The 16855-nt window shown below is 33.1% G+C and carries 14 protein-coding genes; 13 read left to right on the top strand and 1 reads right to left on the bottom strand.

Annotation, left to right across the window (positions count from 1 at the left end; genetic code table 11):
* Positions 1–28: 28 nt before the first annotated feature.
* Positions 29–610, bottom strand: coding sequence for a HupE/UreJ family protein (locus KCTC32516_RS03015; protein WP_301401862.1), 582 nt, complete (start codon positions 608–610; stop codon positions 29–31).
* Positions 611–736: 126 nt separating this feature from the next.
* On the opposite strand from KCTC32516_RS03015, the gene KCTC32516_RS03010 reads away from it, so the two are divergent.
* The 13 genes from KCTC32516_RS03010 (at position 737) to KCTC32516_RS02950 (ending at position 16846) form a co-directional block, all read left to right on the top strand.
* A complete protein-coding gene (locus KCTC32516_RS03010; RefSeq protein WP_301401861.1) occupies positions 737–2095 on the top strand; it encodes a Gfo/Idh/MocA family protein in 1359 nt (452 codons plus the stop codon).
* A gap of 90 nt (positions 2096–2185) precedes the next feature.
* Positions 2186–2599, top strand: a complete 414-nt coding sequence (locus tag KCTC32516_RS03005) for an HYC_CC_PP family protein (protein WP_301401860.1) — start codon at positions 2186–2188, stop codon at positions 2597–2599.
* 128 nt (positions 2600–2727) lie between these two features.
* Positions 2728–6576, top strand: a complete 3849-nt coding sequence (locus KCTC32516_RS03000) for an efflux RND transporter permease subunit (RefSeq protein ID WP_301401859.1) — start codon at positions 2728–2730, stop codon at positions 6574–6576.
* 1 nt (position 6577) lies between these two features.
* Positions 6578–7825 carry a TolC family protein gene (locus KCTC32516_RS02995; protein WP_301401858.1) on the top strand — a complete coding sequence of 416 codons (1248 nt, stop codon included), beginning with the start codon at positions 6578–6580 and terminating at the stop codon, positions 7823–7825.
* A gap of 10 nt (positions 7826–7835) precedes the next feature.
* Complete coding sequence (locus KCTC32516_RS02990) at positions 7836–9665, top strand: efflux RND transporter periplasmic adaptor subunit (protein WP_301401857.1); 1830 nt, start codon at positions 7836–7838, stop codon at positions 9663–9665.
* Between the two features lie 19 nt (positions 9666–9684).
* Complete coding sequence (locus KCTC32516_RS02985; RefSeq protein WP_301401856.1) at positions 9685–10311, top strand: DUF3347 domain-containing protein; 627 nt, start codon at positions 9685–9687, stop codon at positions 10309–10311.
* The gene (locus KCTC32516_RS02980) at positions 10312–10764 is read left to right on the top strand and encodes a heme-binding domain-containing protein (RefSeq protein WP_301401855.1); all 453 of its coding nucleotides are present in this window, start codon (positions 10312–10314) and stop codon (positions 10762–10764) included.
* A 21-nt stretch (positions 10765–10785) separates the two neighbouring features.
* A complete protein-coding gene (locus tag KCTC32516_RS02975; protein ID WP_301401854.1) occupies positions 10786–11307 on the top strand; it encodes a YybH family protein in 522 nt (173 codons plus the stop codon).
* 190 nt (positions 11308–11497) lie between these two features.
* Complete coding sequence (locus KCTC32516_RS02970; RefSeq protein ID WP_301401853.1) at positions 11498–11890, top strand: DUF302 domain-containing protein; 393 nt, start codon at positions 11498–11500, stop codon at positions 11888–11890.
* 2 nt (positions 11891–11892) lie between these two features.
* A complete protein-coding gene (locus KCTC32516_RS02965) occupies positions 11893–12456 on the top strand; it encodes a helix-turn-helix domain-containing protein (RefSeq protein WP_301401852.1) in 564 nt (187 codons plus the stop codon).
* A 148-nt stretch (positions 12457–12604) separates the two neighbouring features.
* Positions 12605–12970: a hypothetical protein gene (locus tag KCTC32516_RS02960; RefSeq protein WP_301401851.1), complete on the top strand. Its 366-nt coding sequence runs from the start codon at positions 12605–12607 to the stop codon at positions 12968–12970.
* Positions 12971–13090: 120 nt separating this feature from the next.
* Positions 13091–15457, top strand: a complete 2367-nt coding sequence (locus KCTC32516_RS02955) for a multicopper oxidase domain-containing protein (RefSeq protein ID WP_301401850.1) — start codon at positions 13091–13093, stop codon at positions 15455–15457.
* A 15-nt stretch (positions 15458–15472) separates the two neighbouring features.
* The gene (locus tag KCTC32516_RS02950) at positions 15473–16846 is read left to right on the top strand and encodes an APC family permease (RefSeq protein ID WP_301401849.1); all 1374 of its coding nucleotides are present in this window, start codon (positions 15473–15475) and stop codon (positions 16844–16846) included.
* Positions 16847–16855 lie beyond the last annotated feature (9 nt).

The raw sequence follows: 16855 nt of genomic DNA, 5'->3' as shown, positions 1-16855 counted from the left end.
TCTTTTATAAAGTTGAAGCGTTAATTTTTTACCAAAAAAGGCGTTCTATCATCATTGGTATTACAAAACCAATTACAATAGACGAGATGACTAAAATCCAATCCCTTTTGGTAACTTTAAAAAAGGATTGCATTAAAGCGCCAACAATTAAGATGCTTAAAACAATAATTACTTGCGATAGTTCGATTCCTAACGCAAATTCTAATAGTGGCATTAATTTGTCTTCTTCTCGTCCAATCATCATTCTAAAATAATTAGAAAATCCTAAACCGTGAATCAAGCCAAAAATTAAGGCAAAAATTAAATTGATATTATCTTTATTTTTTGATGTTTTTCCTAGGTTAAAAATATTTACAATACTGGTGATAAAAATAGTAACCGGAATTAAAAACTCTACAACTTTTACGTCAATTTTTAAAACTCCGTATGCCGATAAAGCTAAAGTTAAACTATGGCCAATTGTAAATAACGTGATTAACCACAAAACTTTTTTTAGTTGATAAAATTCAAAAACAACAGCCAACGCAATTAAAAAAAGGATGTGATCATAGGCAGCAAAATCTAACACATGATAGAGTCCCATTTTTACATATAAAAGAAAATTATCCATTGAAAAAGTTTTTAGAAAATCAAAGATATAAAAAAGTTATGCTAAGGATTCTTAATCCTAAAATAATATTTATAAATTTGAAAGAGTTTGAAATATATTACATAACTATTAACCAATCAAAACAATATGAGTTCTAGAAGAGATTTTATAAAAAAGTCAGCCATAATTGGTACAGGAATAGCAATGTCGCCAAGTTTATCATTTGCATCAAACGATTCGTATAAAGACAAAACACTAAAAGTAGGTTTAATTGGTGTTGGTTTGCGAGGCACTAATCATTTAAATAATGTGTTGTTAAGAGACGATGTTTTGGTAACTGCAATCTGCGATATCGATTCTAGAAGAATTAAAATTGCTTTAGACACTATAGAAAAAGCAGGAGAAAAGAAACCTAAAATTTTTGGAAAAAACGATTTAGATTATAGAAATTTATTAGAACTAGATGATGTTGATGCCGTAATTATTGCAACACCTTGGTTGTGGCATACACGCATGGCAAAAGATGCAATGTTGGCAGGCGTTTACGCAGGTTTAGAAGTTTCTGCGGCAAATACCATGGAAGAATGTTGGGATTTGGTCAATACGCACGAAGAAACAGGAACACACATGATGATTCTTGAAAATGTAAATTATCGAAGAGATGTATTGGCAGTTTTAAACATGGTAAAGCAAAATGTGTTTGGAGAATTATTGCATTTTAGATGTGGGTATCAACACGATTTAAGAGGGGTGTTTTTTAATGATGGAAAATCCGCTTATGGCAAAGGAGTAGAGTTTGGCGAAAAAGGAATTTCAGAATCTGCTTGGCGCACGCAACATAATTTAATGCAAAATGCAGATGTATATCCAACGCATGGTGTTGGTCCTGTGGCAACAATGTGTAACGTAAACAGAGGAAATAGATTGATGTCTTTAACTTCTCATGCTACAAAATCTAGAGGTTTGCATAAATATATTGTTGATAATGGCGGAAAAGAGCATCCGAATGCAAAATTAAATTTTAAAATTGGTGATATAATTACCAGTACAATTGAAACAGCAAATGGCGAAACTATTATTGTTACACACGATTGTAGTTCGCCAAGACCGTATTCTTTAGGATTTAGAGTTCAAGGAACAGAAGGACTTTGGGAAAAAGACGGGGATAGAATGTATGTTGAAGGAAAATCGAAGCCACATCGTTGGGACGCATCAAAAGAATGGTTAGAAAAATATGATCATCCACTTTGGAAAAAATTTGGAGAACACGCACAAGGCGCTGGTCATGGCGGAATGGATTTCTTTGTAATTAACGCTTTTGTAGAATCTGCAAAACGCAATATTGCTCCGCCTTTAGATGCTTATGATGCTGCCGCTTGGAGCGCAATTACGCCACTTTCTGAAGCATCCATAGAAAACAACGGAGAGCCGCAAGATTTTCCAGATTTTACACGCGGAATGTGGGTAAAACGCAAACCGTATAATTGGATGAAAGACACGTATTAAACATAAAAAAAGCCTCAACTGAAAAGTTGAGGCTTTTCTAAAGAACGAATAAGTAGTTAATAAAGAAATTTTTATATCTTTGCGTTACAAATGAAACAAATAACTCATAAAATAGTATCTTTTTTAATGGCTTTTGTAGTGTTATTCTCTACAATGTCGTTTACTGTTGATATGCACTTTTGTGGTGATGTTTTAGTAGATTCATCAATGTTGAGTTCTGCAGAAAGTTGTGGTATGGAAACACAAGACCTTTCTAGTGAAGAATGTGTTACAATTAAAAAGAGTTGTTGCGATGACAAACAGATTGTTGTTGCGGGTCAAAATGAACTACAAATAACTTTTGACAAGCTTTCACTTAAACAACAAAAACTTATAACTTCATTTGTTTACGCTTTCATAAATCCTTTTGATAGTGTACAAGAAAACAAGAATTCTTATACAGATTACAAAACTCCTTTGGTCGTCAAGGATATACAAAAACTTGACGAAACTTATTTAATTTGATTTTTAAACATTAAACTGTATTGTCCTGTAGAAATAATCTACAAGGATAACTTGTTGCCTGCCTATCGGCAGACAGGTATTCGGTATTTTAATAATACCAATGTTCAATTGTTTAAGTATCAAAATTTATGTTAAATAAAACCATTCGTTATTTTCTTGAAAACAAGCTAATAACATTTCTATTACTCGCTACCTTTATTATTGGAGGTCTAGTTACCGCTCCATTTAATTGGGAAACCTCATTTATTGAGCGAAGCCCAGTTCCTGTAGATGCCATTCCCGATATTGGTGAAAACCAACAAATTGTCTATACCGAATGGATGGGACAATCACCTCAGGATATTGAAAATCAAATTACCTATCCGCTAACAACAGCGCTACTAGGTGTTCCAGGAGTAAAAACCATCCGAAGTAATTCTATTTTTGGGCTCTCTAGTATTTACATTATTTTTAATGATGATGTAGATTTTTATTGGAGTAGAACTCGTATTCTAGAAAAACTAAATTCCTTACCTCCTGGCACAGTTCCTAATGAGGTCAAACCAGCACTTGGACCCGATGCAACAGCGTTAGGACAAGTTTATTGGTACACTTTAGAAGGAAGAGATCCAAAAACAGGAAAACCAACAGGCGGTTGGGATCCGCAAGAACTAAGAACCATTCAAGATTTTTATGTTCGATATTATTTAACTGCAACTAGCGGAGTTTCTGAAGTAGCATCTATTGGTGGATTTTTAAAAGAGTATCAAATCGAAATCGATCCTGATGCAATGAAAGCCAATAATGTAGATGTAAAAATGATTATGAATGCTGTTAAAAACAGCAATCTCGATATTGGTGCTCGTACTTTAGAATTTAATAAAGTAGAGTATTTAGTGAGAGGATTGGGGTATATTAAAAGTTTATCTGATCTCGAAGAAAGTGTGGTTACCGTTAGAGATAATGTCCCAATCCGCTTAAAAGATGTCGCCAAAATTCAATTTGGTCCAGCAACACGAAGAGGTGGTCTCGACAAAGGTGGGGTTGAAGCCGTTGGTGGTGTTGTTGTGGCAAGATATGGTGCAAATCCACAAGCTGTAATTAAATCATTAAAAGATAAAATAAAAGAAGTTGCTCCTGGTTTGCCTTCAAAAACCCTGGCAGATGGAACCGTTTCTAAAATTACCATCGTTCCTTTTTATGATCGTTCTGGATTGATCCAAGAAACCTTAGGAACTTTAGAATCTTCTTTGTCACATGAAATTTTGATTAGTATTTTGGTAGTGATTGTTTTGGTGCTAAATTTAAGAGCTTCCGTATTAATATCCACGTTACTGCCTGTTGGAGTATTAATGACTTTTATCTTAATGAAATACTTTAATGTCGATGCCAACATTGTTGCATTATCAGGTATCGCTATCGCGATAGGTGTTATGGTGGATGTGGGAATTGTCTTTACCGAAAACATTATCAGGCATCTCGAAATGCCAGAAAATGAAGGTATTAAAGGAAAACGGTTAGTGGAAGTTATTTATATAGCAACGGTTGAAGTGGCATCTGCAATAATGACGGCATTAGCAACTACCATTGTAAGTTTCTTACCTGTTTTTGCGATGCAAGCATCCGAAGGAAAATTATTTAGACCGTTAGCGTGGACGAAGACTTTTGCTTTGGTGTCTTCATTATTTATTGGGATATTATTTATCCCGGCAATTGCACAAGTATTATTTTCTATTCGACTGGACAAAAAGAAAACCAGTAGAATATTTAACGCCTTATTAATTGGTTTTGGTCTTGTGTTTACAATAGCATACGGAAGTATTATTGCACTTGCTTTGATTGCATTTGGAGTAAATAATTTACTAACAAAAGTAGCACCAAGAAGCTTTTTAAATAATAAAATAAAATTACCGTACTCAGAAAAAACAGCAAACTTAATCAACATTATAATTACAACACTTATTGTTCTTTATTTTTTAACAGTTGAATGGATGCCTTTAGGAGCTTCAAATTCTACGTTTGTGAACTTTATTTTTGTAATCATTATTGTAGGTTCTGTATTAGGGGTCTTAATGACTATTGTACATTTTTATACAAGCATATTGGCTTGGTGTTTAGATAACAAATGGAAATTTTTAAGTGTTCCAATTATTGTTGTCTTTTTTGGAATTACTATTTGGTTAGGTTTCGGAAAAACCTTTGGGTTTATGCCCAATTTTGTTAAAAACAATAGTGCTTGGGCTAGTTTAGGCAAAACGTTTCCAGGAATTGGAAAAGAATTTATGCCAGCGTTAAATGAAGGTTCTTTTCTATTAATGCCAACCACAATGCCACATTCTGGTATTACCGAAAACACGGAAGTTATTGCTAGTATAGACAAACATGTAATGACCATTCCAGAAATAGCATCGTCTGTAGGTAAGTGGGGACGTGTCAATTCGGCTTTAGATCCTGCTCCTACATCTATGTATGAAAACACCATCAATTATATTCCTGAATATATGTTGGATGCTGATGGACATAGAGAGCGCTTTAAAGTTGATGATAATCAAGCCTTTGTTTTAAAAGATGGAACAACCTATAAATATGGTAAAGACGAATTTCTTAAAATAACTAAAGAAGAACTTATTTTAGATGAAGATGGGGAGAATTTTAGACAGTGGCGTGAAAAGATTAAAAAGCCAGACGATATTTGGAAAGAAATTATCAAACATGCCAAATTTCCAGGATTAACTTCTGCACCCAAATTGCAACCTATTCAAACACGATTAATCATGTTGGCAACAGGAATGCGTGCGCCAATGGGAATTAAAGTATTTGGACCCACATTAGAGTCAATTGAAAAAGTAGGTTTTGAATTAGAACGTTTATTAAAAGAAGTTCCAAGTATCAATCCATCTACCGTTTTTGCCGATAGAGTTGTTGGTAAACCTTATTTAGAAATTAAACTAAATAGACAAGCAATGTCTCGTTACGGGTTAACCATTAAGGATATGCAAATGCAATTGTCTGTGGCAATCGGTGGAAAACAACTAACAACAACTGTTGAAGGTAGAGAGCGTTTTCCTGTTCGTGTTAGATACGCCAGAGAGTTTAGAGACAATCCAGAGGATATTAAAAAGATTTTAATTCCAACTCCAACTGGTGTTCAAGTAGAATTGGGCGAATTGGCATCCATAGAATATGTAAGAGGCCCACAGGTGATAAAAAGTGAAGATACTTTTTTAACTGGCTATGTCATTTTTGATATGAAGGAAGGCAATGCAGAAACCAATGTGGTAGAAGCAGCACAAAAATTAATCAAAGCTAAAATTGATTCGGGCGAATTTAAATTACCAGCGGGTGTAACGTATCGTTTTACAGGAAATTACGAAAATCAGATAAGAGCCTCAAAACGTCTTATGATTGTAGTACCAATTTCATTGGTCTTAATTCTATTGATATTGTATTTTCAGTTCAAACATATTTTACCATCATTGATGGTGTTTTCAGGTATTTTTGTAGCTTTTTCTGGTGGTTTTATCATGATTTGGCTGTATGGTCAAGAGTGGTTTTTAAATTTCAGCTTTGCAGGTGTTCATATGCGAGATTTATTTCAATTACACACCATTAATTTAAGCGTCGCCGTTTGGGTAGGTTTTATTGCCTTATTTGGGATTGCAACCGATGACGGTGTTATTATGGGAACGTATTTAACGCAAGTTTTTGATGAGGAAAAACCGACAACGGTGAAAGATATCAGAACTTCTGTGTTACATGCAGGAGCAAAACGAGTACGACCAGCGATGATGACAGCAGCAGTTGCAGTGATTGCACTGATTCCTGTGTTGACAGCAACCGGGAAAGGATCAGATGTTGTGGTGCCTATGGCAATTCCGTCTTTTGGAGGGATGTTGCTACAAGTGATGACCATGTTTGTAGTTCCGGTATTGTATTGCATGTGGAAAGAGCACGGATTAAAAAGACAGCTTAAAAAAATGACAGAAAAAACAAATTAAGATGAAAAAAATTATAAAACAGCTATTCTTTTTTAGTGTGTTGATGCTATTTGTATCGAGCGCTTTTGGACAAGAACAGCTAAAAAATTATTTAGTAGTTGCCGCTAAAAATAACCCTGGATTAAAAGCGAAATTCAGCAATTATATGGCGGCTATGGAAAAAGTACCTCAAGTAGGTGCTTTACCAGATCCAAGTTTCGCTTTTGGGTATTTTGTGCAACCTGTTGAGACAAGAGTTGGTCCACAAAATTGGAAATTTAATGTATCGCAAAGCTTTCCTTGGTTTGGATTGTTGAGTGCTAAAGAAGATGTGGCTACCGAAATGGCAAAAGCAAAATACGAAGTATTTGAAAATGCAAAATCAAATTTATTCTTTGAAGTAAAAACAGCCTATTACAATTATTATTTTATTGAAAAAGCGATAGAAATAACACAAAAGAATATTCGAATTTTGGAGGCTTTTAAACGCCTGTCTTTGGTTAAAATTGAAGCTGGAAAGGCATCCATCGTAGATGAACTTCGAGTGGAATTAGAATTGAATGATTTGCGCAATCAATTGGAATTACTTAAAGATACCAAACAGGTATTGCAAATACAGTTTAATAATTTATTGAACACTAAAGCAAGTACTAAAATTAATGTTCCGATAATGTTATGGCAAGATGAATTACCAATAGATAAACAAACCGTTCTGGATGCTATTTATAGTTCAAATCATCAATTAAAGAGTATCGATCATAGATTGAATGCTTTTATAAATCAAGAGGTAGTAGCACAAAAAGAAGGGCTTCCAAAATTTACCATTGGTTTGGATTATACAATCATTAGCAAGAATGCAGGCTCTACAGTGTCAAACAACGGAAAAGATGCTTTTATGTTTCCATCTATTGGAATAAAAATTCCTTTATTTAGAAAAAAGTATAAAGCTCTTATCAAGGAAGCTAAATACATGCAAGAGGCTGAAATTTCTAATAAAAAAGACAAAAAAAATAGTCTTTCTACCATTTATGAAAAAACACATAAAAATTATAGTGATAGTGACAGACGCATTTTGTTAAATAAGAAACAAACAGAAATTGCAAAAAAAGTGTTGGATGTTTTGATTACATCCTATTCTACGGATTCTAAAGATTTTGAAGAAGTATTGCGTATCGAACGTCAATTATTAAAATATGAATTGGCATATCAAAAAGCACTAATTGATAAAAATGTAGCTACTGCATTTGTAAATTATTTAATAGGAAATTAAAAAATATAAAATGAAAAAATATAAAAATTATCTCATCGCTGCCGGAATATTAATTCTCGGAATTATTTTAGGCAATGTATTTTCAGGAGGAAATTCTGAAACGAAACATTCTAAAACGGAACATAACCTTGTTCAAGACCCAGTTAGCAAATTGTGGACTTGCTCGATGCATCCACAAATAAGAGCAGAAAAACCAGGCGATTGTCCTATTTGTGGAATGGAGCTTATTCCATTAGAAACGTCAAGCGATTCTTCAGAAAACATCGCAGACAACGAAATTGTAATGAGTGATCAAGCTTATCAATTGGCAAATATTCAAACCACAACTGTAGAACGTTCTAAAGCAATAAAAGAAATTCGTTTGTTAGGTAGAGTAAAACCAGATGAAAGACGTTTGTATTCTCAAGTCTCTCATATTCCAGGGCGAATTGAGCGTTTGTATGTGAATTTTACGGGAGAAAAAGTAACAAAAGGGCAACCAATCGTTCGCATCTATTCTCCGGATTTAATTACGGCACAAAAAGAATTGTTTGAAGCGATACGATCTAGAGCGGTTTATCCACAGTTATACACAGCATCACGTAATAAATTAAAGTTATGGAAGCTTACGGATGCACAAATAGATGCGATAGAAAAATCAGGAAAAGTGAGCGAACAAGTAGATATATATTCAGATTATTCGGGTTATGTAATGCAAAAAAATGTAGCGCTAGGAGATTATATAAAAGCTGGTGGTAGTTTATATGATATTGCTAATTTAAGTTCGGTTTGGGTATTGTTTGAAGCTTATGAGGCTGATATTCCTTGGATTCATATTGGTGATAATGTAGATTTTACCATACAAGCAAACCCTGGTAAAGCATTTAAAGGAAAAATCACTTTCGTAGATCCTTTTGTATCTGCAAAAACCCGAGTTGCTAAAGTACGAGTAGAGATCGCAAATGTAGACCGAAAATTACTGCCAGAAATGTATGCAACTGGAGTTATAAAAGCAAAACTTAAAAACATAAAGGATGCTATAATTATCCCTAAATCGGCAGTGTTATGGACAGGAAAACGATCTGTAGTATATGTAAAAGTACCTCACGATAGAACGATTTCTTTTGTATACAGAGAAATTATTTTAGGTCAAAACATGGGAGATTTTTATATTGTTGCAAGCGGATTGAAAGCGGGTGAAATAGTAGCAACAAATGGTGTCTTTAGAATTGATGCTTCTGCTCAATTAATGGGGCAAAAAAGTATGATGAATCCAACTGGAACTTCTGGAAATACAGGAGGAATGGCAAATATGCCTGGAATGAATATGGGTGATGATAAAACCAGCGGTAGTTTAAAAGAGAAAAAGGAAAGTAAGACAGATCATGCTACAATGAATAAACGCATTAAAGTTTCTAACGCTTTTCAAACTCAATTAGAAAAAGCTTTTACTCAATATATTGCGCTTAAAGATGCGTTTACAAAAGATGATGCAGAAACAGCTCAAAAATCTGCAAAAGAACTATTAAAAGCAATGGATAAAGTAGATATGAAACAATTAAAAAATATGGACGCGCATAATCATTGGATGACTGTTTCTAAAGAAATTGTAAGTTTTGCAACGGCTATTTCAAAAACTTTAGATATTGAAAAACAACGCAATCATTTTATACATTTATCAGTATATTTATCTAAAGCAGTAAAATTATTTGGAGTTAATAAGCAGGTTTATGAACAATTTTGCCCAATGGCAGATACTAATAAAGGAGCTTTTTGGTTGAGTTTAGACGAAAAAATAAATAATCCATATTATGGATCTAAAATGGCTACTTGCGGTAGCACAAAAACAATAATTAATTAATAACTAAAAAACAAAAACAATGAAACATTTAAAAGTAACAACAGGTATTTTATCAATAGCGTTTATTGCACTAACAATTACATCTTGTAAGGAGAACAAAAAAGATCATGATAACGATGATAAACATCAAACAGAAATGAAAGATGACGATCATTCTAAAATGGATCATGAAGACAAAGAAATGTCAGAAAAAAAAGAAAAAAGAACCATAGAAACAACTGCTCAAAAAAATGCAGCAACAACTCCAATTATTGAAGCATACATCCAAATTAAAAACGGTTTGGTTGCAGACAATAAAGAGGGTGCAGCAAAAGGAGCAACAGCATTATTAACTGCTTTTTCAAAATTTGATATGACCAAATTATCAGGTGAAGCACATAAAAATTACATGGAAATTGCTGAAAGCGCAAAAGAACAAGCAGAGCATATTGTAAAAAGTCCGATTGATCATCAAAGAGAGCATTTTGAGACCTTAAATACAGACATAAATGATTTGATTTCTTTATTAGGAACAGAAAAAACGTTGTATCAAGATATTTGTCCAATGAAAAAAGCAAGTTGGTTAAGCGAAACAAAAGACGTCAAAAATCCTTATTATGGAAGTAAAATGTTGACGTGTGGTTTTGTTAAAAAACAAATTAATTAAATGAAAAAAGTTAAAATCATACTTTTGGTTTTATTGATTGCACTTGTGGGAATACAATTTTTTCCCACAACTCGCAATCAAAGTAAAACGGTGCCTAAAACTGATTTTATGTTGGTAAATAATGTTCCTTATCATATCAAAATTAAGGTACAAACCTCTTGTTATGATTGCCATAGTAATAATACATCATACCCTTGGTATAATAAAATTCAACCTATTGCTTGGTTTTTAGAAGACCATGTAATAGCAGGAAAAAAAGAACTTAATTTTAGTGCTTGGAGCAATTATTCTAATAGAAGAAAGAAAGGCAAATTAAAATCAATAATAAGTCAAATTAAAGAGGGTGAGATGCCATTAACATCTTATACTTTAATTCATGGCGATGCAAAATTCACAGAAAAAGAGAAAAAAGAACTTTTTGAATGGCTTACACAATTAAGAGATAGTATATAAGAACACTCAAAACAAAACCAAATGAAACTTTTAAAATCACTTATTATCATCACCATTTTTACAGTAGTACTTACAAGCTGTAAAAAACAAGAGAAAGAAGTCGTAACCAATAAAGAAGAAATAGTTAATATATCAAAAGAAAAAGAAGCAATATTTTCTGTAATGCAGGCATACAAAGATGCAATACAAAATTTAACAACAGATGGTACTTTTGAACTATTTACTCCAGAAGCTACTATTTTTGAACAAGGGAAAGCAGAAGGCACTTACAAAGAATACATCAACCATCATTTAGGTCCAGAATTAGGGCATTTTAAAAGCTTTACCTTTTCAGATTACGGTATTAATACAACAGTTAGCTTGCCGTATGCATATACTACAGAAAAGTATGTATATACAATTGTTTTAAAAGGTGATAAAGCTAAAGGAGTTAAAGAGAGAACCATAAAAAGTAAAGGAGTTGCTACTTCTATTTTACAAAAAATTGATGGCAACTGGAAAATTATTCATTCTCACACTTCATTTAAAAAATTGAAGCCGTAAAGAACGAGATTACTAGCGTTAAAAAGAGGTTTAATAACGATTGTACAAGTTGTTACTTATGATGCTATGTTAAATTATTTTTTATATCTTATAAAGAAATAAAAAGCCATCTACAAAAGATTATTACAAGCTAAAAGATGGGTTAATTACATTAAGAAAAAATTTAATAAATAACTAATTTACAGACAAAATGAAAACAGCAAATTATGGATATCGAAAAAAAGTAAAGGCTACGTTTATAGATGCAATAGAACAAACAAAACAAGCCTTAAAAAATGATGGATTTGGGGTGTTAACTGAAATAGATATTAAAAACACGCTAAAAAACAAACTTAATGTTGAAATGGAGAATTACACCATTTTAGGTGCTTGTCATCCACCAAGCGCATATCAATCCATCCAGTCAGAAATTGAAATTGGTTTAATGTTGCCCTGCAACGTTATTGTATATCAAAAAAACGATGCTGTATTTGTTTCTGCAATTATGCCAACTGTAGCCATGGGAATGATTGAAAATAATGAATTAGGGAATGTAGCATTAGATATTGAAAAACGATTAAAATTAGTCATAGATTCTTTGTAGAAATGAACCACACAATCAACATCAAAAACATGGTCTGTAATCGCTGTATTAAGGTGGTTACAGATGTTTTACAAAACAACCATATAGCTTTTGATGAGGTGACTCTTGGGGTTCTAACATTAACAGAAGATATTTCAACTGAAAACAAAGAAATCTTAAACAAATTACTAAAAAAAGAAGGTTTTGAAATCCTTGAAGATAAAGACGCAATTATTATCAGTAAGATAAAGGCGTTAATTATAAAAAACATTCATCAAGGATTAGAAAAGCCAGCACATCAAAACTTCTCAAAATACCTTACTTTAGAGATAGGAATAGAGTATTCATACATGAGTAAACTATTTTCAGAATTAGAAGGTAAAACCATAGAACACTACATTATAGAACAGCGCATAGAACGTGCTAAAGAATTCATCATCTACAATGAATTAACATTAAGTCAAATTTCTTACGGACTTAATTATAGCAGCCCACAACATTTATCAAGACAATTTAAACAAATTACTGGATTAACTCCGACAGAATTTAAAAGGATAGGGAAACGCCAAAAATTAGATAACATATAACCAAAATCATGCACAAAAAAGTTAATTAAGATGGTGATCTTTACACTATAAATAATAACAATTAAATTTTAATATCATGAAAACATTAGCAATACTATTAACAGTAGTTGGTCTTTTTACACTTACTAGTTGTAAACAAGAAACAGACATGAGTACAATGCTCAAAAACCCTGAAATGAGAAGCAAAATGATGCAAAACATCGTAGGTGATCAAGGAATGATGACAGAATTTATGGGAAAAATAAAAGGAAATGAGCATGCCATGCAAATGATGCAAGGCGATAAAGACATGATGAAGATGATGACACAAGGAAATGGCATGCAAATGATGAAAAATCCAGACATGATGAAAAACATGATGGGCAATATGATGAAAGACAGTAAAATGATGGGCAATATGATGCAAATGATGCATGATAAAGGGATGATGAGTAGTGAATGTATGCAGTCCTGCGTGAAAATGATGAAAGACAAAGGAATGGATATGGGTGACATGCATAATAGTCACAAATAACACCAACTATAAAACCTAGAAATTATGATGTATGTATGGGTTATTCCACTATTAATTATTCTATGGGCAATATGGTGGAATGCAAAAAAGAAAAATAATTAAACCCAAAAAAGATAAAACATGAAAAATTTAAAACAATTCAAAAGGAAGTTTTTATTTTTAGTTCTTCTAGTTTCTGGTTTAACCATAGAGGCACAGACCAATAAGGTAAGTGAAGGAAATGTAAATAACCTTCCGGTAAGAGAACACACGATTACATTGCGAGAAGCAACGGTTAATAAAGCAGGAATAGACGTAATGGGAATGACCGTTAACGGAACCATCCCTGGTCCTACTCTAGAATTTAAAGAAGGAGAATACGCTGTTATTTACGTAAAAAATGAAATGAGTGTAGAAACCTCAGTGCATTGGCACGGTCTTTTACTTCCTAATTTTTATGATGGTGTTCCGTATTTAAATACACCACCCATAGAACCTGGGACTACTTTTAAATACGAATTTCCCATTAGACAATCTGGTACGTATTGGTATCATTCTCATACCATGTTACAAGAACAAAGTGGTGTTTTCGGCTCTATTGTTATTCAGCCTAAAGAAAAAACATTAGATTATGACAAGGAATTGGTATTAATGCTATCTGATTGGACTAATGAAAAACCAATGAGTGTTCTTAAAAATTTAAAACGTGGTAACGAATGGTACGGTATTAAAAAAGGAACATCTACTCCGCTAAATAAAGTAATTGCCAGAGGTGCTTTTGGTGCACAACTTAATTTCTGGAGACAACGTATGCAAGGCGCAGATATAGCAGATATATATTATCCTGCATTTTTAATTAATGGAGAAGAAAGTGTTGAGTACCCAAAATTTAAGCCAGGGGAAAAAGTACGATTGCGAATTATTGATGGAGGCGCATCTACTTCTTTTTGGATGACTTTTGGTGGTGGAGATCCACTATTAGTTTCGGCGGATGGCCTTGATGTAGTACCTGTTAAAAAGAACAAAACATTTATAGCCATTGCAGAAGCCTACGATTATATTGTAACCATCCCCGAAAACGGAAAAATAGAATTCAAAATTACAGCACAAGATGGTTCTGGTACAGCCTCAGCATTTTTAGGGACTGGAAAAGTTTTAAAAGCACAAGATATTCCGAAGCCAGATAAGATTGGAATGATGATGAAAATGGCAAAAATGGATATGAAAATGGGTGCACCTGCATTAAAATATCGTCCAAAAAAGGATGAACGTTATAAAATGAAGGCCAAGTATGGTATGCAGATGGATAAAATGGAAGGCATAAACATGAAAAAAGACAAAACAATGTCTGAAATGAAAATGATGAAAGCTAAAGATTCTATGCCAATGAATCACTCTGAAATGGAAGGTATGAAAATGGATCATTCTAAAATGAAAGGCATGCAAATGAATCCAAAAAAGGAACCAATGAAAATGGGTGAAATGGACCTATTTGCAGAATATAATTACGATTATTTGAAGTCGCCAAAGAAAACCAACTACGATAAAAATGTTCCTGTAAAAGAAATATTATTAAATCTTACAGGGAATATGAGTCGCTATATCTGGAGCATGAATGGTGTACCATTGTCTGAAGCAGATAAGATTAAAATAAATAGTAAGATGGTAACTCGAATTACCTTGAATAACCTAACGATGATGCACCACCCAATGCATTTACACGGTCATTTTTTTAGAGTCATCAATAAAAATGGAGATTATTCTCCATTAAAACACACGGTGAATGTGCCACCAATGGGAAAAGTCACTATAGAATTTTATGGCAATAAAGGCGATGAGAATGGCGATTGGTTTTTCCATTGTCACATTTTATATCATATGATGGGTGGTATGGCACGAGTGGTATCTTATGATACACCAAGAGATCCCCGAATGAAAGATTTTCCGGAATCAAAAATTATTGCAGAAACAGATAGATGGTATTCTTGGGGGTTGATAGATGCTGCTTCGAGCTATACGGCTATTAATTTTACGACATCCAATTTAAGAAATCAATTGAATGCATCTTTTGAATATGGTTGGAATAAAAATTTAGAAGCAGAGGTAACTTATGAATACTACCTGCAAGATTATTTTCGAGTGTTTGGTGGTGTAAATATTGAGAATGAAACACGAAAAAGTCTAAATCAATTTAAAACTACAGCTGTAGTTGGAATCCGTTATTTAACACCATACTTGTTTTCGCTTGATGCAAGAATTGATAACGAATTAAGATCAAGAATTTCTTTAGGAAGAAGCATAATGGTATTCCCTAAACTCTCTATTTTCGGGTATTATGAATATTTAATGGACTTTGGATGGGTAAATAATCTACCTATAAATAAAAACTTTTCATCAGAAACGGTCTGGAATGCTGGAGCTGAATATATGTTCTCAAGAAACTTTTCTTTAATGGCGAGTTATGATAACAGATATGGAGCTGGTGGTGGTTTGTCTATAAGATTTTAATTAGCATATACTAACATGGAAAAGCTAAAAAGCACTACTCAAAAAATCTCTTTATTAGGCTCCATTTCTTTAGGAACTGGCGTAATGATTGGCGCAGGGATATTTGTGCTTATGGGACAAATAGCAGAGTTAGTTGGTGATTTATTTCCTATTGCATTTATTGCTGGTGCAGTTGTCGTTGGTTTTAGCTCATATTCATATGTTAAATTTTCAAATGCATACCCTTCTTCTGGAGGTGTTGCAAAATTTTTAACAAAAGCCTATGGACCAGGAACTGCTGCTGGTTCATTTTCTTTGTTGATGTATGTATCAATGGTGGTTTCAGAAAGTTTAGTAGCGGGTACTTTCGGAGCATATACGTTACGTCTATTTCCACAAGAATATACGGGTTACGCATCAGTATTGGGAGTGGTTCTTTTAGGCACAGCATATATTGTCAATATTTCTGGGAATAAGATTATTGAAGCAACAGCAACTTTTACGGCAATTATTAAAGTAGTTGGTATTGCGTTGTTGGCAATTTCTGGATTAGTTATTTCGGGTTTACCTACAATAACAGGAAGTTATACACCAACCAGTAGTCAATCTTTACCAGAAGGTTTTGGGTTTATTGCCGCTTTAGCTTTATCTATCCTTGCTTATAAGGGGTTTACAACAATAACAAACCAAGGAGGAGATGTTAAAAACCCACATAAAAATGTAGGACGTTCTATTATAATTTCAATAGCTGTTTGCACAATTATATATGTTGTTTTGGCATTATCAGTTGCTGGCGGATTAAGTATAAAGGAAATTATAGCGGCAAAAGATTATGCATTGGCTGCTGCAGCAAAACCAGTTTTTGGAGAATGGGGTTCTATATTAACCATTTTTCTTGCTATAATAGCAACTGTATCTGGGGTAATTGCTAGTGTGTATTCTGCATCCAGAATGTTGGGGATGCTAAGTAATATGAAACAAGTTCCTAACTTAAATAACCTCAAAAATCTTAAAAACCCTGCATTAATTTTTACGGTTACTCTAGCAATATTCTTAACCGTATTTTTTGATTTAACGAGAATTGCTTCTATTGGTGCTATTTTTTATTTAATAATGGATATTGCAATTCATTGGGGGCTTTTTAAAAACTTAAAAAACGAAGTGAAATTCAATCCCGTTATTCCAATAATTGCAATGCTAATGGATATTGTTGTTTTAGCAGCATTTGTCTATCTAAAATATGTAAACGATCCTTTTGTGCTTATTGTTGCAGCGATTGGGATTATTCTTATTTTTATCTCTCAGTATCTTTTTATGAAATCACATACAGATGAAGATGGAAATATGCATATGGGTATGGAGGAAATTGGAAAACAAGTAGTTGATAAGGAAGAAATAATGAAAATGTAAAATTTACAA

The sequence above is a fragment of the Polaribacter huanghezhanensis genome, from assembly GCF_030444335.1.
GTDB classification, from domain to species: domain Bacteria; phylum Bacteroidota; class Bacteroidia; order Flavobacteriales; family Flavobacteriaceae; genus Polaribacter; species Polaribacter huanghezhanensis.
This window is presented reverse-complemented; position numbering and strand designations above follow the sequence as displayed.